17 protein-coding genes are annotated in these 20,618 nt (G+C 66.4%); 9 read left to right on the top strand and 8 right to left on the bottom strand.

The features are described from left to right. Positions 1-12: 12 nt before the first annotated feature. The 3 genes from C2R22_RS10110 to C2R22_RS10100 all read right to left on the bottom strand — a co-directional run bounded on the left by C2R22_RS10110 (position 13) and on the right by C2R22_RS10100 (position 4,513). The gene (locus tag C2R22_RS10110; RefSeq protein WP_103425643.1) at positions 13-1,731 is read right to left on the bottom strand and encodes an ABC1 kinase family protein; all 1,719 of its coding nucleotides are present in this window, start codon (positions 1,729-1,731) and stop codon (positions 13-15) included. A 432-nt stretch (positions 1,732-2,163) separates the two neighbouring features. Beyond that, positions 2,164-2,937 (bottom strand): IclR family transcriptional regulator, encoded by a 774-nt coding sequence (locus C2R22_RS10105; RefSeq protein ID WP_103425642.1) that lies wholly within the window; start codon positions 2,935-2,937, stop codon positions 2,164-2,166. A gap of 373 nt (positions 2,938-3,310) precedes the next feature. Then, positions 3,311-4,513 carry an acyl-CoA dehydrogenase family protein gene (locus C2R22_RS10100; protein WP_103425641.1) on the bottom strand — a complete coding sequence of 401 codons (1,203 nt, stop codon included), beginning with the start codon at positions 4,511-4,513 and terminating at the stop codon, positions 3,311-3,313. Positions 4,514-4,697: 184 nt separating this feature from the next. Between C2R22_RS10100 and C2R22_RS10095 the strand changes: the two genes are divergently transcribed. The 5 genes from C2R22_RS10095 (at position 4,698) to capA (ending at position 11,962) form a co-directional block, all read left to right on the top strand. Then, positions 4,698-6,161, top strand: a complete 1,464-nt coding sequence (locus tag C2R22_RS10095) for an acetyl-CoA hydrolase/transferase C-terminal domain-containing protein (protein WP_103425640.1) — start codon at positions 4,698-4,700, stop codon at positions 6,159-6,161. Between the two features lie 66 nt (positions 6,162-6,227). Next, the gene (locus tag C2R22_RS10090; protein WP_103425639.1) at positions 6,228-6,788 is read left to right on the top strand and encodes a MaoC family dehydratase; all 561 of its coding nucleotides are present in this window, start codon (positions 6,228-6,230) and stop codon (positions 6,786-6,788) included. A gap of 318 nt (positions 6,789-7,106) precedes the next feature. Next, complete coding sequence (locus C2R22_RS10085) at positions 7,107-7,886, top strand: aspartate/glutamate racemase family protein (protein WP_216824821.1); 780 nt, start codon at positions 7,107-7,109, stop codon at positions 7,884-7,886. A 192-nt stretch (positions 7,887-8,078) separates the two neighbouring features. After that, a complete protein-coding gene (gene capB / locus C2R22_RS10080) occupies positions 8,079-9,899 on the top strand; it encodes a caprolactamase subunit beta (protein ID WP_103425638.1) in 1,821 nt (606 codons plus the stop codon). Then, positions 9,896-11,962, top strand: a complete 2,067-nt coding sequence (gene capA, locus C2R22_RS10075) for a caprolactamase subunit alpha (protein ID WP_103425637.1) — start codon at positions 9,896-9,898, stop codon at positions 11,960-11,962. The genes capB and capA overlap by 4 nt, the downstream gene beginning before the upstream one ends. A 96-nt stretch (positions 11,963-12,058) precedes the next feature. On the opposite strand, the gene C2R22_RS26295 is transcribed toward capA, so the two are convergent. After that, positions 12,059-12,415 (bottom strand): ABC transporter permease, encoded by a 357-nt coding sequence (locus C2R22_RS26295; protein WP_245902964.1) that lies wholly within the window; start codon positions 12,413-12,415, stop codon positions 12,059-12,061. Positions 12,416-13,012: 597 nt separating this feature from the next. Beyond that, positions 13,013-14,449, bottom strand: a complete 1,437-nt coding sequence (locus C2R22_RS10065) for an extracellular solute-binding protein (protein ID WP_109745694.1) — start codon at positions 14,447-14,449, stop codon at positions 13,013-13,015. A gap of 165 nt (positions 14,450-14,614) precedes the next feature. On the opposite strand from C2R22_RS10065, the gene C2R22_RS10060 reads away from it, so the two are divergent. Genes C2R22_RS10060 through C2R22_RS10050 form a run of 3 tightly spaced genes read left to right on the top strand, consistent with a single transcriptional unit; the run spans position 14,615 to position 16,850 of the window. After that, entirely contained in the window at positions 14,615-15,595 is a 981-nt protein-coding gene (locus C2R22_RS10060; RefSeq protein WP_103425635.1) for an asparaginase, read from the top strand. Positions 15,596-15,648: 53 nt separating this feature from the next. Continuing rightward, positions 15,649-16,413, top strand: a complete 765-nt coding sequence (locus tag C2R22_RS10055; protein ID WP_103425634.1) for an SDR family NAD(P)-dependent oxidoreductase — start codon at positions 15,649-15,651, stop codon at positions 16,411-16,413. Further along, on the top strand, positions 16,410-16,850 hold the full coding sequence (locus tag C2R22_RS10050; RefSeq protein ID WP_103425633.1) for a DUF3830 family protein: 441 nt from the start codon (positions 16,410-16,412) through the stop codon (positions 16,848-16,850). Before C2R22_RS10055 ends, C2R22_RS10050 begins: the two co-directional genes overlap by 4 nt. A 295-nt stretch (positions 16,851-17,145) precedes the next feature. Here the strand turns inward: C2R22_RS10050 and C2R22_RS10045 are convergent, their stop codons facing one another. Together C2R22_RS10045 and C2R22_RS10040 are read right to left on the bottom strand one after the other, a co-directional pair. Continuing rightward, complete coding sequence (locus tag C2R22_RS10045) at positions 17,146-17,994, bottom strand: ABC transporter permease (protein WP_103425632.1); 849 nt, start codon at positions 17,992-17,994, stop codon at positions 17,146-17,148. Between the two features lie 53 nt (positions 17,995-18,047). Continuing rightward, positions 18,048-18,803, bottom strand: a complete 756-nt coding sequence (locus C2R22_RS10040; RefSeq protein WP_103425631.1) for an SDR family NAD(P)-dependent oxidoreductase — start codon at positions 18,801-18,803, stop codon at positions 18,048-18,050. Positions 18,804-18,892: 89 nt separating this feature from the next. Between C2R22_RS10040 and C2R22_RS10035 the strand changes: the two genes are divergently transcribed. Then, positions 18,893-19,552 (top strand): isochorismatase family protein, encoded by a 660-nt coding sequence (locus C2R22_RS10035; RefSeq protein WP_103425630.1) that lies wholly within the window; start codon positions 18,893-18,895, stop codon positions 19,550-19,552. Between the two features lie 27 nt (positions 19,553-19,579). Here C2R22_RS10035 and C2R22_RS10030 read toward each other — a convergent pair whose 3' ends face one another. Beyond that, a complete protein-coding gene (locus C2R22_RS10030) occupies positions 19,580-20,617 on the bottom strand; it encodes an LLM class flavin-dependent oxidoreductase (protein WP_103425629.1) in 1,038 nt (345 codons plus the stop codon). Position 20,618 lies beyond the last annotated feature (1 nt).

Raw genomic sequence — 20,618 nt, 5'->3', positions numbered from 1 at the left:
TGCCCTGACCCGCTACTCGCCGCCACGGCCCTGCCGCTGACGCATACTCTGTCGCGTGAACTGCGGCCTGACGCTGAGCCCCCGCCGTCGGCGGCGCATCGCCCGGACGAAGAAGAGGCCGACGGCGACGGTTCCGGCGGCGGTCGCCTGGGCGGCGACGATGTCGGAGAACGCGAGAAGGACGGTCGTCGAGAGCGCGCCGGCGGCGAAGAGCAGCCCCCAGACGACCCGACTCGCGAGGTGGTCGATCGCTTCGTTGCGCTCGACGAGGTCCACCTCGACGGTGACGCGTTCGCGGTCGACGTCGGCGAGCACCTCGTCGATGCCGACCGGAGCGCCGACGATGCCGCTCACGATTTCGCTCAGGCTCCCCTGGAACCGGTCGACGAGGGCCTGGACGTTCTCCTCGCTCCTCCCCTGTTCGCGGACGTAGTCGTTGACGACGGCGATGAAGTCGAACTCGTCGTCGAGGGTGCGACACACCCCTTCGAGAACGGTCGAAACTCGGACGATGAGCGCGAGGTTCTGCGGGAGTCGGAGCGGGAACTCATAAAGGGTTCCCTGGAACTCCGAGACGATCTGACGGACCTCGTACACCTCGACGCCGCCGCCTCGGAGGCTCTCGAAGACGAGTTCGAACACCTCGCGCATCCACCCGCGGTCGACGCTCGGGTCGAGCGCCCCGAGTTCGATGAACGTGTCGATGACCCGCTCGACGTCGTCGTTCGCGACGGCGACGTAGAAGTCGAACAGTTTCTCCTGGGTGTACGCGTCGAGCCGGCCGGTCACCCCGAAGTCGTAGAAGACGATGGTGCCGTCGGGCTGGACGGCGATGTTCCCGGGGTGGGGGTCCGCCTGGAAGAGGCCGTGGTCGATGATCATGTCGATGTAGGTCTCTTCGAGGCGGCGGACGAGCGCCTCCCGGTCGAGCCCCATCGCGTCGATGGCCTCGACGTCGTCGATCTTTACCCCGTCGACGAACTCCATGGTCAGCACGCGACCGGTGGAGTACTCGGGGAGCGCACGGGGGATTTTCACTCTCGGCTCGTCGGTGAAGTTCTCGCCGACGGCCGCCAGCATCTCGGCCTCGTGTTCGTAGTCGAGTTCCTCTCTGATCGTCGTCTCGAACTCGTCGGCGAGGTTCTCCATCGTGAACGCCTGCCCCGGGGGCGCCACGCTGAGGACGAGCGGGAGGAGCGTCTGCACCACGCGCAGGTCCGCCTCGACCCGCTCGACGATGCCCGGTCGGCGGACTTTGACCGCGACCCGTTCGCCGTCAGCCACGGCGGTGTACACCTGCCCGAGCGACGCCCCGCTGATGGGGTCGGTGTCGAACTCGTCGAACGTCTCGTTCACGGGGCCGAGGTCGGTCTCGACGACCGGACGTACCTCCTCCCAGGGGTCCGGCGGGACGCGGTCCTGCAGCCGAGAGAGCACGTCGATGTACGCCGGCGGGAGCACGTCCGGCCGGGTCGAGAGGATCTGCCCGATCTTGATGAACGTCGGGCCGAGGTCTAACAGCGCCTCCAGGAGGTACTCGGCGCGTCGCCGTCGGTCGGCCTCCGTAACGGTACGGGACGAACCGAAGAGGAGGAACCGACGCCTGTCGCGTGCGTGTGCGAGGACGAGCGGGAGGAACGACCACACCACGACCACGAACCGCCGGTACGAACGCAGCGTCACGCGGAGTCCCGACGGTGGGTCGACGCCCGCCTCCGTGTACCCTGACACGTCGGGTGGGAAGGGGTCGGTGTGGTTAAACGTGGTGACTGTCTCCGCCGGCAGACGACGACCGGACGGATCGTCGTCGGTCCGCGTGTCGGAACCACGAATTGACGACCGCTAAAACAAAATAATTTGGATGACAATTTCGAGAGATGCTCTACGAAGAGTAGAATATTCGATGTATGCGACTCTAGTCGATATTATTTTTGTTTTAGGGCCCATTTTACAATGTTTCAAAATTAAAATAGAGAATAATATCGAACTCAGTGATCGAAGTTTAATTTAATATGTTTACCAACCATTGTGGTAGCCCGTTATCCGCACGTTACGTTACAACACTATATGAGTAATGTAAAATCGCGCTGCCTGTACCGACACTCTCGGTGTGGCACTGAACCGGTCGGACCGTCGGTCAGTCGTCGGCTCGACAGCCGGGTCTCACTGTGGATACGCCAGGTTGAGTTCTATCTCGTTCGCCATGCCGAGCATCAGGTCGGGGACGTCCACTTCGAGCTTCTGGCCTTTCATCCGGTGAGAGGGTCCCGAGACGCTCAGCGCCCCGAGGACGTCCCCGCTCGCATCGTGCACCGGGACGCCGACGGCGTTGAGGCCGCGGAGGTTCTCCTCGCGGTTGAACGAGAACCCGCGCTCGCGGACGGCGGCGAGTTCGGCGAGGAGTTCCTCCTCGTCCGTGATCGTCATATCCGTGACGGCGGCGAGGCCGTGCTGGTCGACGATCTCGCGAACGCGCTCGTCGGGGAGGTTCGCGAGGATGGCTTTGCCCGCGGCCGTCGAGTGGAGGTGGATGCGGCGTCCGATGCCCGAGTCGGTCTGGACCGCGTGGCTTCCCGTCTCCCGGTAGATGTAGACGCCCTCGCCGTTCTCCTCGACGATGAACTGCGCCCGCTCGTCGAAGCGCTCCGCGAGCGTCTTCACGTGTCCCTGGATGAGTCGGAACTCAGAACGGTGGTTTCGGACCTCTTCTCCGAGTTCGAGAAAGCGCAGCCCGAGCCGGTAGTTGTCACCTTCGCGGACGATAAAGCCGAGATTCGTCAGCGTCGTCAGGTGCGCGTGGACCGTGCTCTTCGCCAGCCCGGTCTGGGTGGTTAACTCCGCCAGGCTCGCCGTTCGGCTCTCCCGAATACGCTCGATGATGCCGAACGATAGCTCCACCGAACGGATGTTGTCGTCCGAGTGAGCGATGGGGTCCATGGGTTTGAGCGAAGGTAGTCCGCCGCGAATCTTAACTCTACCTCCGGCCGATGCGGATGAAAGCCACGGACGTCGGCGCGCTCCCGGTAGCGGGGGGTTCAGCCCTGCCGAACACGCTGGTGGCCGCGTCGACGGCCTCGCGTCTCCGGAGCAGACGGACCGCCGTTCTCCCTCCCACGAGCGACACCCCGACTCGGTGTGGTGGTTTCGACCTTCTCATGTGTATTGTTCACGTGACTCTCGCCCGAGTAAATCGAGGGACGACCGTTCGTCAGTCACGAACGGATGGACCGCCTCCGCGACCGCTCGACACACGGACACGTCTGGCGGGAGAGGCTCTGACGGTGTCAGCACGAGCACTCGAAGCGGCTCGTCAGTACGACCGCGGGAGTCCGAGCACCTTCTCTCCGAGGTAGTTGAGCACCAGCTCCTGCGTGATCGGGACGAGGCGTGTCAGCCGCGCTTCGCGGAAGTAGCGCTCGACGTCGTACTCGGTGGCGACGCCGAACCCGCCGTGCGTCTGGACGGCGGCGTCCGCCGCGGCGAACGCCGCCTCGCTCGCGAGGTACTTCGCCATGTTCGCTCGGGCGCCCACGTCGGTTCCGGTCTGGGCGTCGACGACCGCCGCGGCGCTGTAGGTGAGCTGTTTCGCGGCCTGGACCTGCGCGTACGCTTTCGCCAGTGGGTGTTGGATGGCCTGATGCTGTCCGATGGGGCGGTCGAACACCTCGCGCTCGTTGGCGTACGCGACGGCCCGGTCGATGGCGAGTTCGCCGAGGCCGACGCACTCGGCAGCGATGACGAGCCGTTCCTCGTTGAGCCCGTCGAGCACCTGGTAGAACCCGGCCCCCTCCTCGCCGACGAGACGGTTCGCCGGGACTCTGAGGTCCTCGAACCAGAGCTCGAAGGCGTGGACCGCGGTGCTCGCCGATTTCGGGATGGACTTCATTTCCAAGCTCTCGGCCTCGACCGCCTCGTCGATGTCGACGAGGAACATCGAGATGCCCCGCGTCCGTTTCTCCACCTCGTCCAGAGGCGTCGTCCGGGCCACGAGGAGGATGTAGTCGCTCGCGTCGACGCGGGAGGTCCAGATCTTCTGGCCGTTCACCACGTAGTCGTCGCCGTCGCGCTCGGCGAACGTCTCGATGGCGGTCGAGTTCGAACCCGCGTTCGGCTCGGTCAACCCGAACGCCTGGATGGCTTCCTCCCCCGCCGCGACCGCCGGGAGGACCTCTCGCTTCAACGCCTCGCTCCCGTACCGGACGATGGGGACGGAGTTGTAGATGCCGCCGTGGACGGCCTGCGAGGCGGTGAACCCCCCGCCGGATCGGGCGATTTCCTCCATCATGACGACCGTCTCTGGCGTCCCCATCCCGGCGCCGCCGTACTCCTCGGGGACGAGGATGCCGAACCAGCCGTGTTCGCCGAGTTCGTCGACGAACGCCGTCGGATACGACTCCTCGCGGTCCCGTTCGCGCCAGTACTCGTCGTCGTACCCTTCACAGATCTCTCGAACGCTGTCTCGGACCAGCCGCTGCTGGTCGGACAGCTCGACGATGTCCGTCGCTCGGGTCATTCGCTCCGAGTAAGAGGGTCGGTGAGATAAACGTATACCCCTCGCCCGCCCCGAACATGACGCCGCGCGGACAGACGCCACACAACGCTTAACACCTCGTTCGGTGTTACTCACCTCGTGAAACGGAACCGCAGAGAGCAATCCGAGACGGCACCGTGGCGGGGACAATCGACTCACCCCGTCGATGGTTGACCACACGGTCACGACGCGGGTCGCCGACGGTCTCGAACCGGTCTCCCCGGAACGGGCCGCTGCCGAGATACCCGACGACGCGACGCTCGTCCTCAGCGGGTTCGGACGCGCGGGCTACCCGAAGGCCGTCCCGCTCGCGCTCGCCGAGAGCGGCCGGGACCTCTCGCTGACGGTCATCAGCGGCGGGAGCGTCGGGGACGAGGTCGACACCGCGCTCGTCGAGGCTGACGCCGTCGCCCGGCGGTTCCCGTTCCAGGCGACGGCGGCCGCCCGGTCCGCGATCAACGAGGGGAGGGTCGCGTTCCACGACCGTCACATCTCCCGACTCGGCGACGAGGTGGCGTTCGGTCACTACGGCACGCCCGACGTGGCGCTCGTCGAGGCGGTCGCCGTCGGCGACGACTGGCTCGTGCCGACAACCTCTATCGGGCACACGCCGACGTACGTCGCTTCTGCTGAGCGACTCGTCGTCGAGGTGAACCACGCCCAGCCGCTCTCCCTCCAGCACCTCCACGACGTGTACGACCGCGGGATGCCGCCGACGCGTCCCCCGATTCCCCTCTCGAACCCGGGGGAACGCATCGGCTCGCCACACATCGCGTTCGACCCGGACAAGCTCCTCGCGGTGGTCGAGACCGACCGCCCCGACGCGCCGTACTCCTTCAGGGAGCCGACGGCGGTCGACCGGCGCATCGCCGACAACCTCGTCTCGTTCCTCGCTCGTGAACTGGAGGAGAGCCCGACGTTCGAAGAGGCGCTGAACCTCCAGTTCGGCGTCGGCAGCCTCGGGAACGCGCTGATGGGGGCGTTCGCCGACGCCGACTTCGGCGACCGGGTCGTCTCGTACTACGGCGAGGTCATCCAGGACGGCCTCCTCGACATGCTCGACGCGGGGCGGCTCGAAAACGCCAGCGCCGCCTCGCTCGCGCTCTCCGCGGAGGGGCAGCGCCGGTTGTTCGCCGACCTGGAAGGCTACGCCGAGCGGGTCGTCGTCCGCAACGCCGACGTCTCGAACAACCCGACGCTCATCGACCGCTTCGGCGTCGTGGGCGTGAACAGCGCCCTCGAAGTCGACCTCTACGGCCACGTCAACTCGACGCATCTCGGCGGCACCCACGTCGTCAACGGCATCGGCGGGAGCGGCGACTTCACCCGGACCAGCACGCTGTCGGTCATCGCGCTCGGCTCGACGGCCAAGAACGGGACCATCCCACGAATCGTCCCGATGGTCCCGCACGTCGACCACACGGAACACGACGTGAACGTCGTGGTCACCGAACAGGGCGTCGCGGACCTCCGCGGCTGTTCCCCGCGCGAGCGGGCCGCCCGACTCGTCGACCACTGCGCGCACCCGGACTACCGCGCCGACCTGAACGCGTATCTCGACCGGGCCGCGGAGGGGAGCGGAAACGTCCCCCACGACCTCGACACGGCGTTCGACTGGCAGCGTGGGTGAGCGCACAGGTGAGCGGGGACCGGACCCAAACCTTCCTATAACTCGACGGCGTCACCCCGTTCGAAGATGACCGACGACGAGAGTTCGAAGCGACGGCTCGTGAGCGGGTGGCAAGGGCGGTACTACGAGGACTTCCAGGTCGGGGATATCTACAAACACCCCTACGGGAGGACCGTCACCGAGACGGACAACGTGTGGTTCACGAACGTGACGATGAACCTCAACCCGATGCACTTCAACGAGGCGTACGCCGCCGAGACTGAATTCGGCGAGCGCCTCGTCGACGGCACGTTCGTCATCGCCCTCGTGGTGGGGATGAGCGTCATCGACATCTCCGCCAACGCGACGGCGAACCTGGGGTACGACGATATCCGCCACCACGCGCCCGTCTACCACGGCGACACCCTCTTCGCCGAGAGCGAGGTGCTGGAGAAGCGCGAGTCCTCGTCGAGAGAGCACGTCGGCATCGTCACCACAGAACTGCGAGCGTACAACCAAGAGGACACCAAGGTCATCTCGCTGAAGCGCACCCCGATGGTGCTCAAACGCGAGCACGCCCAGCCCTCGGCGGCGAAGCCGACCGGGTGGCCGGAGGGAATCGGGACGCAACCGGAGGAGTTGGAGTAGGTCGCCACACCTCGGTTCCGGGGGTGGCGCGTGGCGTCGCGCTCCCTGTGAGCGCGACCCGCGCGCGAGGGATGACTGAGTGAGCGAACGGAAGTGAGCGAACGAAGGAATCGGCTGGGGAGGGTGTGGCCGCGGTCCACCGCGCCCGTGTGTCGCGGGTCGACCGTCGTCTCTTCGGCACTGTCGCTCGATGTCACTCTCCTTCGACACCGTCGCTCGATGGACACTACACGCGAATGACCACCACCGCAGAACACGCACTCTCATCCGAGCGAACTGCTTTATCCCCGCCACGCGACCTGCCACCGAGGAACACAGATGACCGACGACCACTCCCCAGCCATCCGAATCAAAGCCATCAATCCGAACACCACGCAGGCGATGACCGAGAACATCGGACGACAAGCGAACAGGTACACCGCCGATTCGACCAGTGTCACTGCGGTCTCGCCCGCTCGCGGCCCCGTGAGTATCGAGTCGTACTACGACGACTACCTCGCGGTTCCCGGACTCCTCGAAGAGATCATGAAAGACGACGACGCGTACGACGCGTTCATCGTCGCCTGCTGGGGCGACCCCGGCCTCGAAGCCTGCCGCGAAGTGACCGAGAAACCCGTCGTCGGCATCGCCGAGGCGTCGATGTACGTCGCCAACATGCTTGGGGCACGATGGTCCGTCGCGACCATCCTCCCCCGCGCGAAGCACTTCATCGAGGCCGCCGTGATCAAGACCGGTCTCTCCGACCGCTGCGCGTCGGTCCGCTGTACCGACCTGACCGTCGTCGAGACGGAGGAAGCCCGTGACGCGACGTTCGAGGGCCTGCTGGCGGTGAGCCGACTCGCCATCGAGGAGGACGGCGCGGAGGCCATCTGCCTCGGCTGTGCCGGGATGGGCGGCCTCGCCGAGCGACTGGAGGAGGAGCTTCCGGTCCCCGTCGTCGACAGCGTCGGGGCCGCCGCCGTCCTCGCGGAGTCGCTGGTCCAACTCGGAAAGACGACGAGCAAGGTCATGACCTACCGCCCCCCGGAACCGAAAGAGCAGAAGGGGTACGACGAAATCTACCAGTTCCGCGCCGACACGCCCGCGGCGGACGACTGACCCGACGCGCCTGGACCGATCCGACCAGAAGCACCTGGACCGATCCGACCAGAAGCACCTGGACCGATCCGACCAGAAGCACCTGGACCGATCCGACCAGACGCGTCCGCCGCCCCGAGACGCCTGACTGACACGCCCCCGCTGCCGAACCGAGCGCTACAACTAATAGCCCCCTGTGTGTGATTCTCAGTGATGCCCGATACGAGAGACATCGACCCGATCACCCTGTCGGTCGTCCAGGGTGGGCTGGAGACGGCCCAGCGGGAGATGACGACGACGATGATGCACACGGCGCGCTCTTCGGTTCTCAACATCGCCCGCGACTACTCGAACGCCCTCTTCGACAAGGACGGGCAGATGCTCATCCAGGGACAGGACATCCCCATCCACCTGGGGAGTCTCATGCCCGCGACGAAGGCCGTCATCGAACGCTTCCGCGACGACGTCGAACCCGGCGACGTCATGTACCACAACGACCCCGCGTGGAGTGGCAGTCACATCCTCGACTGCTGTATGTACAAGCCCGTCTTCATCCAGGGCTCCCTGGAGTTCTGGACGGTCTCGAAGGGCCACATGACCGACATCGGCGGCCCCGTTCCTTCGGGCTACAACCCCGAGGCGACCGAGATTTACGCCGAGGGGCTTCGCATCCCCCCGATCAAGCTCTGGGAGGGTGGCGACCTCCGCGAGGACGTCCGCGACCTCCTCCTCGCGAACGTCCGCTCCGCCGACGACTGGAAGGGGGATTTGAACGCACAGCACGGCGCCGTCCAGATCGGCGAACGCCACCTCCACCGACTCGTGGACAGATACGGGCTCGACACGGTGAGCACCTGTTTCGACCGTCTGCTCGACCGGGCGGAGGAGGCGATGCGCGATGAGATTTCGACGATTCCCGACGGCACCTACGAGGGGACCGTCCCCTTGGAGGACTCGGGCCACGGCCTCGGCGAGGTCGACATCACCGCACGGGTCACTATCGATGGCGACGAGGCGCACGTCGAACTCGACTCGCCCGAGCAACTGCCGTACTACATCAACTCCTACGCGGCGAACTCGGTGTCGGGCGTGTACCTCGGCTTCATGATGTTCATGCAACTCGACCCGCCGTACAACGAGGGGCTCTACCGACCCATCTCGGTAGACGTGGGCGAGTCGGGGACGATGACCAACGCCGAGGAACCGGCTCCGCACGTCAACTGCACGACGACGCCCTCCGAAACAATCACCGACGCCGTCCGAACCGCCCTGGAGAAGGCCGAACCCGAGCGCGCGGTCGCCTCGTGGGGCCACACCAGCGGCGTCAACATCGCCGGGGAGCGTCCCGACAGCGGAAACACGTACACGACGATGGTGCTCGCCTCTATCATCAGCGGGGCCGGCGCTTCCCACGACATGGACGGCTGGCACTCGCGCGGGCCGCTCTGTTGTTTCGGCGCGCTCTCCTCGGGTGACGTGGAGGTGATGGAACACATGTACCCCATCGTCCTCCACCGGTACTCGCTCAGGCCCGACAGCGGCGGTGCGGGCCGCCAGCGCGGCGGTTGCGGCACCGTCTGGGAGGTCGAGCCCCGCGACCACGACATGCAGGTCATCATGTGGGGAGAAGGGAGAAAGAACGAGACGCCCAACGCGCTGGGGTCGTACAACACCCTCTCGGAGCCGAAACTCGGCTCCGTCGAAGTCGAGCGTGCGGACGGGGCGAGAGAGGAGTTCCGCGAGAACGCCATCGTCACCGTCGGCCCGGGCGACCGCGCCCGCAACTACAACCCCGGGGGCGGCGGCGTCGGCGACCCGATGACGCGGCCGGTCGACGCCGTCCTCGAAGACGTGAAGAACGGCGTCGTCACCCACGAGGGCGCGGAGCAGGAGTACGGCGTCGTCGTCGTCGACGGCGAAGTCGACGAGCGTGCCACGGAGGAGGCGCGTGCGGCCCGCACCGACGGGGGAACGACCGCCACGCCACCGGGTGAACCGGGTGAGGCCGACGCGGACGAGGAGGCGGAACGGTGACGTACCGACTCGGCATCGACTCGGGCGGCACGTTCACCGACTTCGTGCTCGCCGGTGACGGCACCGTGGAGGTCCACAAGACGCCGTCGACGCCGTCGGACCCCTCCCAGGCCGTCCGCGACGGCCTCGAACTCGTCGCCCGCGAGCACGACACCGACGTCTCGGGGCTCTTAGACGAGATAGATATCATCATCCACGGGACGACGGTGGCGACGAACGCGCTCATCGAACACACGGGCGCGAAGACGGGCCTCATCTGCACCGCGGGTCACGAGGACTCTCTCGAAATCAGACTCGGCCACAAGGAGGACGGCCACCGCTACGACATGAACTACCCGATGGCCGAGATGCTCGTGCCCCGGCACCTCAGGATGCCCGTCCGCGGGCGGGTCCTCTCCGACGGCTCCGAGTACGCGCACCTGAACGAGGACGACGTCTACGAAGCGGTCGAACGCTTCCGCGAGGAGGGCGTCGACGCCGTCGCCGTCTCGCTCGTCTGGTCGTTCGAGAACCCCGCACACGAGGAGCGGATTCGGGCGATTCTCGACGAGGAACTCCCCGACGTGTTCACCTCCTTCTCGACGGACGTCCTCCCGCAGGTGCGCGAGTACACCCGGACGAGCACCACCGTCGTCAACGCGTACGTCAAGCCGACGCTCGACCGGTACGTCGCACGCGTCGACGCGTATCTCGACGAGAACGGTTTCTCGGGCGAGATACGGTACATCCAGGCGAACGGCGGTATCGCGAGCAGCGACTCCCTTCGGCGGCGACCGGCGTACGCCATCAACTCCGGACCGGCCGGCGGACCCGCTGCCGGCTTACACCTCGCCCGGACGTTCGGCTCCGAGGACGTCATCACCGTCGACATGGGCGGGACGAGCTTCGACGTGAGCCTCACGCGCGACGGAAGCACCGAGGTCCGGAAGGACTTCGACCTGATGCGCTACCGGATGGGCCTCCCCATGTTACACGTCGAGACCATCGGTGCCGGCGGCGGTTCCATCGCCTCTCTCGACAGAGGCGTCCTCCAGGTCGGCCCGCAGAGCGCGGGCGCCGAACCCGGTCCCGCCTGCTACGACCGCGGCGGGACGCGGCCGACCGTGACGGACGCGCTGATGGTGCTCGGTTATCTGAACCAGGAGGAACTCCTGGGTGGGAGAATGCCCATCGACAGCGACGCCTCCACCCGAGCCATCGAGGAGCACATCGCGAGCGCCTCGCAACTCGACGTCGAGACGGCCGCGGCGGGCATCCTCGAAATCGTCACGAAGAACATGGTCGACGGCATCCGGCAGGTGAGCATCGAGAAGGGCCACGACCCGCGCGACTTCACGATGGTCTGTGGCGGCGGCGCCGGGCCCGCCCACGCGACCGCGCTGGCCGACGAACTCGGCGTCGGGCGCGTGCTCGTCCCGAAGACGGCGAGCGTGCTCTGTGCGTACGGCGAAGTCGTCTCGAACTACAAGCACAACCAGTTGGCGTCGTACCCCTCACGCATCGAGGCGGTCGACGCCGCCGACCTGGAGGGCCGATTCGCCGCCCTCGAAGCCGAGGCGCGCGAGCGACTCGCGACGGAGGGCATCGCCGCGGACGACGTCGAACTCCAGCGGGTGTTCGAGATGCGCTACCGCAACCAGATCAAGGAGTGTGAGGTGACGATGCCGGCGGTCGAGATAACCGAGGAGTGGCTCGCGACCCTCAGAGAGGCGTTCGACCGCAGACACGAGGAGCTGTACACCTACGCCGAGCCCGAGACGCCGGTGGACGTCATCAACATCGAGAGCGTCGCCTACGGACACGTGACCCCGCCGGAGATCAGCGGTGGCCTCCCGACCGAGGGGAGCGTCGAAGACGCCCGCGCCGGCAGCCGCGAAGCGTACTTCGAGTCCGAAGGCGGCTTCGCCGAGACGCCGGTGTACGACGGGGCACGGATACCCGCGGGTTCGGAACTCGTCGGGCCGGCCATCGTCGAGGAGACCACGACCACGATGGTCGTCAACCCCGGGTGGCGGGCGCGCCTCGACGACGCGGGCGTCTACGAACTGACCGTCGAGGACTGACCGCGAGCCGAACGGCCGCGAGGCGATTTTTTTATCAGAAACTGAGGATGGGATTAGTCGAATGGTAACGTATAACGGTAGCACGCGATCCGTCGCTCAGCTGCGAGCGATCTTGCTGATGTCGACGAACCGGGTCAGGACGTAGACGATGGCGAAGATGATGACGAGCAGCGAGATGGAGAGCGCCGCGGCGTTCGGGTAGTTCAGACCGTTGTTCACCGCGAGGTAGATGAGCGTCGTGATGGTCCCTTTCCCGCCGGAGAGGAACTGCGGGACGGTGAAGTCACCGATGGAGAGGACGAACACGAAGATGACGCCGATGGCGACGCCGGGCATCGACAGCGGGAGGGTGATGTGTCTGAACGTCTCGATGGGGCCGCCGCGAAGCGTCTCCGACGCGTCCAGGAGGTCCTCGTCGATCTGTGACAGCGAGATGTAGATGGGTGCGGCCATGAACACCACGTAGGCGGCGAGGTAGCCGACGATCTGTGAGAACGGCGAGAACAGGAGGAAGTCGAGCGGCCCCCGATCACCCCGACCTGAATGAGGAGTTGGTTGATGATGCCCGTCCGGCCGAGGATGGGGTACCAGCCGATGGTCCGCACGACGGCGGAGGTCCAGAAGGGGATGACGAGGAACAAGAGCAGGAGGATACCGCCGTTCTGCGTCGTGTAGAAGCGGAGGTAGTACGCGAGCGGGTAGCCGAAGACGAGCGTCACGGCGGTGACGGCGACGCCGATGAGCAGCGACCGGAGGAACACGTCGTAGATGGTCGGCTCGAACACCGAGAGCCACGCGTTCAGCGTGAACTCGTTGATGACGTTGAAGCTGGAGTACGTCAGGAAGCTGTAGTAGAGGATGACCACGAGGGGTGCGAGGAGGAACACGACGAACCACGCGACCGTGGGCGTGACGAGGCCGGCGACCTCGCCGAACCCGAGTCGACTTCGGACCCCGGCACTGGCCGGGTCGTTCTGCTCGCTACTCGCCGAGTCGGTTGCCATAGTATCCGGCATGTGAGGTACTCTCAAAAAGTTATTGTCAGCCGATTCAGGCGCTGGTGAACTCCTGCCAGCGGTTGAGCATGTAGTCCGCGTTGCTCGGCCAGATCTGGAAGAAGCCCAGGCGGTCGATGCGCTGCTCGATGGGCCCGGAGTCACGAACCTTGCCGTCGGAGGCTGGCGAACCTTCCTCCATCGACCACTCGTACGTCTGTGGGTCGAACAGGCCGGGTTCGGCGACCGACTGGTAGGTCGCCGTGCCCTCGTACGCCCAGTCGTAGTACTCGGGGCCCATGCCCTGTCCGGACTCGTCGGAGCCGTCGCGGACGAGTTCCGTGTTCGGGTAGTGCGGGACCGAGTAGCCCCAGCCCTGAATGAAACCGGGGAACCACGCGCCGTAGTGAACGTCGTTGATGAGGGTGTGGACCTCGTCGACGTTGTTCCTCGAGGAGGCACCGGGGCTCGCGGGCGCGATACCGCCGTACCAGTAACGGTACCCCTGGACCCCGTCGCTCATGGTGGCGTAGGTACACGGTGTTCCCGCGCGGCGGACGTCGAGGCAGGCGGGCTGCCAGATGTCGCCGAGGATGGCCTCCTCGGAGGACATGAGGTTCACGGAGTTGCCGTATGCGACCCACGTCGACCGGAACTGGCCGGCCTCCTTCTCCTTGATGAGGAAGTCGACGGCGGCGTCGAGTTGGTCCTCCGTCGGGTCGTTCAGGTCACCCACGTCGGCGTCGATCATGCCGTTGTCGAGCAGGTGCATGAGCGCCTCGGGGATGGAGATGGCGGAGGTCGCTCCCATCGCGACCTGTCCGGAGTACTGGTCGTCGAACAGCGCCGACCACTTCGTGACGGCGTCGACGTCGACCAGTTTGGGGTTCAGCCCGATGGCGTCGAAGTTGTACACGTGCGGCGGGAACAGGAGTTCGGTCCGGTCCTCGTTGGCCCACAGTTCGTTCAACAGGGTGTCGGTCTGCGCGCCGAGGTATCCGACCCGCTCTCCGGGGTCGGTGAACAGCGGCGTGATGGTGCTCTCGTCCCACTTGTCGAGCGCGCTCGTCGGAACGGTGAGGCTCGCGTCGTTGTCCTGGGTGAGCGCACCCGCCCCGGAGGTGTCGAGCGAGAAGGCGTCGAACGTCTCGCGGTCGCCACTGAGGAGTTTCTGCTGAGTGGTCGGGATGTCGGCGGTCGTGATATCTATCTCGTTCCCCGTCATCTCGGTGAACTTGTCGCCCTGTCCACCGCGGACGGCCCACGCCGGGCCCATCCACTTCAGGGGGCGCGACCCGCTGCTGGCGTCGCCGCCGCCGTTCCCACCGCCACCATCGCCGCCGTTTCCACCGCTCCCACCGCCGCCACCACCACCGCCGCTGCCGCCGTTTCCACCGTCGTTACCGCCACCGGTACAGCCGGCGAGTCCGACTGCACCGGCGGTCACTCCTGCGTGCAACATGAAGTTGCGTCTGCTAATGCCACGGGACATGGTACCACATTCGTGGTAGGGTATATATAACTTCATGTGGGTTTGTGTATATACACGGTATACACGTCTTAATACTCGATACAATCCGAACCGATTCGAGAGAGAAACGACGCGCGTCCGAAAACCGGGCGAAAGAACTAATCCCCGCTTCGGAGTCTCCTCGGTATGGCACACGTCACGGTACTCGGGACCGGTGGAACCATCGCGAGCACGTCGAAGGAGTCGGGGGCGACGCCCGAACTCTCGGGTGAGGACCTCGTCGACGCCGTCCCGGCGCTCGAAACGTACGCGACGCTCTCGGTCAGGGAAGTCGCACAGGTCCCGAGTTTCGACATGGACTTCTCGACCGTCGCTCGGGTGGGGGAAGCGGCCGAAGGTGCGGTCGACGACGGGGCAACGGGCGTCGTCGTCACCCACGGCACCGACACGATGGAGGAGTCGGCGTACCTCCTCGATTCGACGCTCGACATCGACGCGCCCGTCGTGTTCACCGGGGCGCAGCGTCGCCCCGACCAGGTGAGTCCCGACGGTCCGTCGAACCTACTTACCGCTGTTCGGGCGGCCGTTCACGACCGACTGTCGGGGCAAGGGGGCGTCTACGTCGCGTTCAACGAGGAACTGCACGCCGCACGCGACGTCACGAAGACCCACACGAGCGCGCTGGAGACGTTCGCGTCTCCCAACAGCGGCCCGGTCGCCACGTTCCCGCCTGACGGCGCTCGCTTTTACCGCGAACCAGGCCGCCGCTGCTCACACGTCCCCGTGCGCGAACCGACCGCACGCGTCGAAGTCGTGACGACCGGCATCGGCGTCGACTCGCAGGCTCTCGACAGGGCGCTCGACGCCGGCGTGGACGGCCTCGTCCTCGAAGGGACCGGCCTCGGGAACACGACGAGCGCCCTGGGAGACGCGGTCGGTCGCGCCGTCGACGCGGGCGTCCCCGTCGTCGTCACCTCCCGCTGTGGCGCCGGCGGCGTGGCACCCGTGTACGGCACGCCCGGCGGCGGGGCGACGCTGGCCGACCACGGCGCCATCTCGGGCGGGGACCTCCCCGCGCAGAAGGCGCGCATCACGCTCGCGCTGGCGCTCACGGCCGTCGACCGGGTCGAAAACGCCGAGGCGGTGGCCGCGTACTTCCCCGCCTGACCCCTCCCATCCCCCGGCGATAACTACATCTCCCACCCCTGTGAGATACGCTCATGACACGCCTCGCCGAGAGCGTCGCGCTCGTCACGGGCGCCAGTTCGGGCATCGGAAACGCCATCGCATCCACCTTCGGAAGGGAAGGAGCGAACGTCGTCCTCGCGGACGTGAGACGCGACCCCAAACTCACCGAGGAGGAATCAGTGTTCGACCGACTCGACGCCACCGACGCCGAGTACACCTTCGTCGAGACGGACGTCACCGACGAGGGTCAGGTCGAGAACGCCGTCGACACGGCCGTCTCGGAGTTCGGCGGCCTCGACGTCCTGGTGAACAACGCCGGCATCTACTACCAGGCCCCCGCCGAGGAGGCCCCGATGGACGACTACGACGCCATCATGGACGTCAACGTCCGCGGGGTGTTCCTCTGCTCGAAACACGCGCTGCCGCACCTCCGGGCGCGCAAGGGGAAGATCGTCAACCTCGCGTCCATCTACGGCCTGGTCGGCGGGGGACAGAGCGCGGCCTACTGCGCCTCGAAGGGTGCCGTCGCCAACCTCACCCGCCAGATGGCGCTGGACTACGCCGAGGACGAGGTGAACGTCAACGCCCTCGCCCCCGGCATCATCGAGACGGCACAGAACGCCGAGTGGCGCGAGACCGACCCCGTTCTCCTCGAGGACTGGCAGCGGCGGACGCCGTGGCCGCGGTTCGGCACGCCGGAGGACGTCGCGAACGCGGCGCTCTTTCTCGCGAGCGACGAGTCGGACTTCGTCACCGGCACGATACTGAGCGTCGACGGGGGGTGGACCGCCCAATGACGACCGAACGGCTGGAATTCACTGTCGGTGCCGGCGACGAGCGCGAGACGTTTTCGGGCGACCTGCTCGTCGAGGAGGCACCCGCGTCGGTCGAGGCGCTGCGGTCGTTCCTCCCGCACGAGTCGGAGTTGATGCACGTCCGCTGGAGCGGCTACGCCGTCTGGGTGAACATCGACGAGGTCGAGTTGGGTGAGGTCCCCCGGGAGAACCACACGGTCTACCCCTCGCGGGGCGACGTACTGCTCTACCCCGGCTACAGAAACGAACAGGAGGTGCTTCTCGCCTGCGGGCCGACCTGTTTCAAGAGCCCCGCCGGGGAACTGGCGGGCAATCACGTCGCAACGCTCGACGCCTCCAGAGAGGAACTGGCGACGCTGGAGGTGAAGACGCTGGAAGCGGGCGTGCAACCGGTGACGATTCGGCTCACGGAGGACTGAACACCGGTCGGTGCGGTGGCGCGTGGCGTCGCGCGGTTTATGATCCGCGCGACCCGCGCGCGAGGGATCAGCGACTGACCACCGCGGGACGCGACGCGTCCCGCGAGCCGTGCGGCGCGGGCTCGGCCGCGCCGCAGACGCAGGGAAAGAGCGAATCGGGTTGGGGAGGCTCGTGGCATCAGCGCCCTGGCGACCGCTCGCACTGTGCTCGGCTTCCCGATGTCGTCAGACGCTCCTCGGACCCGGGAGAACGAGTAACCGAACACGCACCGAACGAATCAGAAAGACAGTCCGTCTAGCGGTTCTTCGCGCCGTAAAACACCATCAGCCCCGCGAACCCGAGCAACACCGTCGAGGCGATGGTGGTGATGCTGCCCAGAGCGAACAGGACGGGCGTCGCGCGGGTCGCAGAGGCGATAGAGAACACTTCCAGCGGCATGGTGTTCTGGTCGCCGAGGAGGAGCAGGCTGCGGGTGGCCTCGTTGTACGAGAGCGTAAAGGCGAACACCGCGGCACCGAGAACGGTCGGCGCGATCTGGGGGAGGATGATCTGGCGGAACACGGTCACCCGGTCGGCACCCATCACGCGGGCGGCCTCCTCGTTCTCCGCGAGGTTCGGCGGGAACCCCGCGAGGAGAACGATGACGGCGAAGGGGAGCGCCCAGACCACGTGGACGGGCACGGCGAGCCACAGACCCTTGTCCAGCCCCAGGAGTTCGTTCAGAAAGAGCGTCGCCCCGACGCCGTAGGTGATGCCGGGGGTGATGATGCCGAGGATGAGCAAGAAGAGTAGCGCCCGACCGCCGAGGAACTCGCGGCGGTACGCGAGCGCCGTCGCCGTCGCCAGGAGCGTCGTGATGACCATCACGACGATGGCGAGTTGGAGCGACCGGCTCACCGCCTCGACCATCGATTCGGTGTTGATGAGTTCGACGTACCACTCGGTCGTAAAGGAGACGAAGGGGAACGTCAGCCCGCCGGAGTTGAACGAGAAGCCGATGACCGAGAGGATGGGCGCGTAGATGTACAGCGCGATGAGCGCGGTGTAGACGAGAAGAACGTGTTTGACGCTGATTCGTTCGACGAGAGAGCTCAGCGCGGACGTCTCCGTCGCGCCACTCTCGCTCACGGTTTTCGTTGCCATCTACCACGGAGATTCCCGGGGGAGGATATAAATCCTCAGTTCGGAGGTAATACTCAGTGCATCGCGTCGCCGCCGTCGGGGCTCAGCGTCTGTCCCGTGTAGTAGCCGCTCTCGTCCGAGGCGAGAAACACCACCGTCGGCACGACGTCGTCGACCTGTCCCAGCCGTCCCATCGGGAGTTCGGCCTCCTTCGCGGCGCGCCACTCCTCGGAGATGTCGGCGAGGAGGTCCGTCTCGATGGGACCGGGCGCGATGGCGTTCACCCGCACCGTCGGCGACACCTCTCGGGCGAGCGCGCGCGTGAACGCGATGACGCCGCCCTTCGCCGCCGAGTAGTGGACGAGTTCCGGGGCCCCCTTGATGCCCAGTTGCGAGGCGGTGTTGACGATGCTGCCCCGCCCCGCGTCGAGCATTCCCGGCAACGCGAACCGGGTCGTGAGGAACACCCCGCGGAGGTTCACCTCGATCATTCCGTCCCACATCTCGACCGGCATCTCCGCGAGTTCCGACTGCGTGACGATGCCCGCGTTGTTACAGAGGACGTCGGGAGCACCGAAGCGTTCCTCGAACGCCGCGACCATCGACTCGATGCTCTCGGCGCTGCGCACGTCGCCTTCGAGCGCGAGCGCCGTCCCGCCGCCCGCTTCTATCTCGCTGACGACGGCCGCGGCCCGTTCCGACTCTCCTTCGAACGGCGGGTGGCTCACGCCGACCGCCGCGCCCGCCTCGGCGAGGCCGATGGCGATTCCGCGCCCGATGCCGCTGCTCGCACCCGTCACTAGCGCCGTCTTGCCGTCGAGTGATACCATGCCATCCGCTCGCAGTCGACCACGAAAAGTGTAGCTCCGAGCGTGAACGGGGCTGAAACAGTTATCGCCCTCGGCGTGGACTCGGGGGTATGGCCGACTCAGCTGACTCTCACGCGTCCGACGCGACGCAGGCCGTGTACGAACGCGCGAGCATGGACACTCGCGTGGGCTACGGCTCCGACCCGGTACTCGTCGTGGTCGACCTGCAGGTGGGCTTCACCGACCCCGAGAACCCCCTCGGCGGCGACCTCACGGGCGTGATAGAACGGACGAACGACCTCCTCGACGCTGCTCACGCGTCGGACGTGCCCGTGGTGTTCACCCGCATCGTCTCGACGCATCCCGACCACGCCGACTTCGGCATCTGGCAGGAGAAGATACCCCGCCTCGATACGCTCACCGCGGGCTCGAAGTGGGTCGACATCGACGAGCGTCTCTCCCTCGAAAACGGAGACCACGTCCTCGACAAGCGGCAGGCGAGCGCCTTCCACGAGACCGAACTCGGGTCGATGCTGGTCGCGTGGGGTGTCGACACCGTCGTCGTCACCGGCTGTACCACGAGCGGCTGTATCCGCGCGACCGTGGTCGACGCCTGCGCACACGGGTATCGGACGGTCGTTCCGGGTGAAGCCGTCGGCGACCGGGCGCCCGAACCGCACGAGTCGAACGTCTTCGACATGGACGCGAAGTACGCCGACGTTCGACCGACCGACGAAGTGGCCGAGTACCTCTCTGGCACCCTCGAATAAGACGAAGAAACCGCGTCTGCCGGGCGCTTACGCCGCGCGGAACTCCGCGAACGTGTCGATGACCTCCTCGACGTTCGGGCCGAGCGAGTACAGCGACGGCTCGGTACAGCCGGCGTCGCAGTAGTCGGCCACCCGCTGGACGCAGTCGTCGGGCGTCCCGGCGGCGACCACGTTCGTCACGATGTCGTCGGGGACGAGTCGGCTCGCCCGCTCGATGTCCTCCGCCTTCGCCGGCCACCCGCCGAGTTCCTCGCCGACCTGCTCGCCCACCTCGGGGTCGATGCCGGAGGCCTTCGTGATGTGTGGCTGCTGGCCGATGTACTGCGTGACCAGCCCGCGCGCGTTGTCGATGGCGACGTCTCGGTCCTCGTCCATCGAGACGGCGATGAGTTGCGGGCGGTCCACGTCGTCGATGCTCCCGCCCTGCTTTTCGACGCCCTCCTTCAGCTTCTCCATCGCCTTCTCGTTGTACTCGGGCGGGATGAGGTAGTTCATGTAGACGCCGTCGACGACCCCCTTGCCGACGAGTTCGCCGGTCATCTTGTTCATCGTCAGCCCCGTCGCGCCGATGTAGATGGGAACGTCGCGCGGGTCGGCGTTCGCCCGTACGAGGTCGAGTTCGATGCCCTCGACCTGGATGAACTGGCCGTCGTACGTGACGGTTTCGAGGTCGAGCAACCGGCTGAGCACGGTGCAGTACTCCCACATGTACCGCAGCGGGTTCTCGCGGTCGATGCCGACCTTGCTGGCGAGAGGGTCCCACCACGCACCGATACCGAGCATCGCCCGCCCGCCCGAGAGTTCGTGCAGCGTCGAGAACGTCTGCGCCATCAGCGCGACGTTGCGCGTGTAGCAGTTGGTGACGCCGGGGGCGAACTTGATCCGGTCGGTGACCTGCGTGTACGCGCCCATCACGGTCATCGCGTCGCGGACGAGTCGGGACTCGCCCTGCCACACCGTGTCGAACCCCCTCTCCTCGGCGTACTGCGCGTAGTGAATCTCGTCGTCGATGGAGGGTGACTCCCAGTTCCAGATGCCGAGGCGGTCGAACGTCGGGTCGGACATC

The organism is Salinigranum rubrum (assembly GCF_002906575.1).
Lineage (GTDB): Archaea > Halobacteriota > Halobacteria > Halobacteriales > Haloferacaceae > Salinigranum > Salinigranum rubrum.
Note: the sequence above shows the minus strand (reverse complement) of the source record. Positions and strands in the feature narration are given on the sequence as shown.

What these genes read in the sequence shown, in the direction of transcription:
- C2R22_RS10065 (WP_109745694.1), bottom strand. Translation starts at nt 14,449, where the DNA reads ATGTCCCGTGGCATTAGCAGACGCAACTTCATGTTGCACGCAGGAGTG.
- C2R22_RS10030 (WP_103425629.1), bottom strand. Translation starts at nt 20,617, where the DNA reads ATGTCCGACCCGACGTTCGACCGCCTCGGCATCTGGAACTGGGAGTCA.
- C2R22_RS10090 (WP_103425639.1), top strand. Translation starts at nt 6,228, where the DNA reads ATGACCGACGACGAGAGTTCGAAGCGACGGCTCGTGAGCGGGTGGCAA.
- C2R22_RS10050 (WP_103425633.1), top strand. Translation starts at nt 16,410, where the DNA reads ATGACGACCGAACGGCTGGAATTCACTGTCGGTGCCGGCGACGAGCGC.
- capB (WP_103425638.1), top strand. Translation starts at nt 8,079, where the DNA reads ATGCCCGATACGAGAGACATCGACCCGATCACCCTGTCGGTCGTCCAG.
- C2R22_RS26295 (WP_245902964.1), bottom strand. Translation starts at nt 12,415, where the DNA reads ATGGCCGCACCCATCTACATCTCGCTGTCACAGATCGACGAGGACCTC.
- C2R22_RS10085 (WP_216824821.1), top strand. Translation starts at nt 7,107, where the DNA reads ATGACCGACGACCACTCCCCAGCCATCCGAATCAAAGCCATCAATCCG.
- C2R22_RS10045 (WP_103425632.1), bottom strand. Translation starts at nt 17,994, where the DNA reads ATGGCAACGAAAACCGTGAGCGAGAGTGGCGCGACGGAGACGTCCGCG.
- C2R22_RS10095 (WP_103425640.1), top strand. Translation starts at nt 4,698, where the DNA reads ATGGTTGACCACACGGTCACGACGCGGGTCGCCGACGGTCTCGAACCG.
- C2R22_RS10055 (WP_103425634.1), top strand. Translation starts at nt 15,649, where the DNA reads ATGACACGCCTCGCCGAGAGCGTCGCGCTCGTCACGGGCGCCAGTTCG.
- C2R22_RS10105 (WP_103425642.1), bottom strand. Translation starts at nt 2,937, where the DNA reads ATGGACCCCATCGCTCACTCGGACGACAACATCCGTTCGGTGGAGCTA.
- C2R22_RS10035 (WP_103425630.1), top strand. Translation starts at nt 18,893, where the DNA reads ATGGCCGACTCAGCTGACTCTCACGCGTCCGACGCGACGCAGGCCGTG.
- C2R22_RS10060 (WP_103425635.1), top strand. Translation starts at nt 14,615, where the DNA reads ATGGCACACGTCACGGTACTCGGGACCGGTGGAACCATCGCGAGCACG.
- C2R22_RS10100 (WP_103425641.1), bottom strand. Translation starts at nt 4,513, where the DNA reads ATGACCCGAGCGACGGACATCGTCGAGCTGTCCGACCAGCAGCGGCTG.
- C2R22_RS10040 (WP_103425631.1), bottom strand. Translation starts at nt 18,803, where the DNA reads ATGGTATCACTCGACGGCAAGACGGCGCTAGTGACGGGTGCGAGCAGC.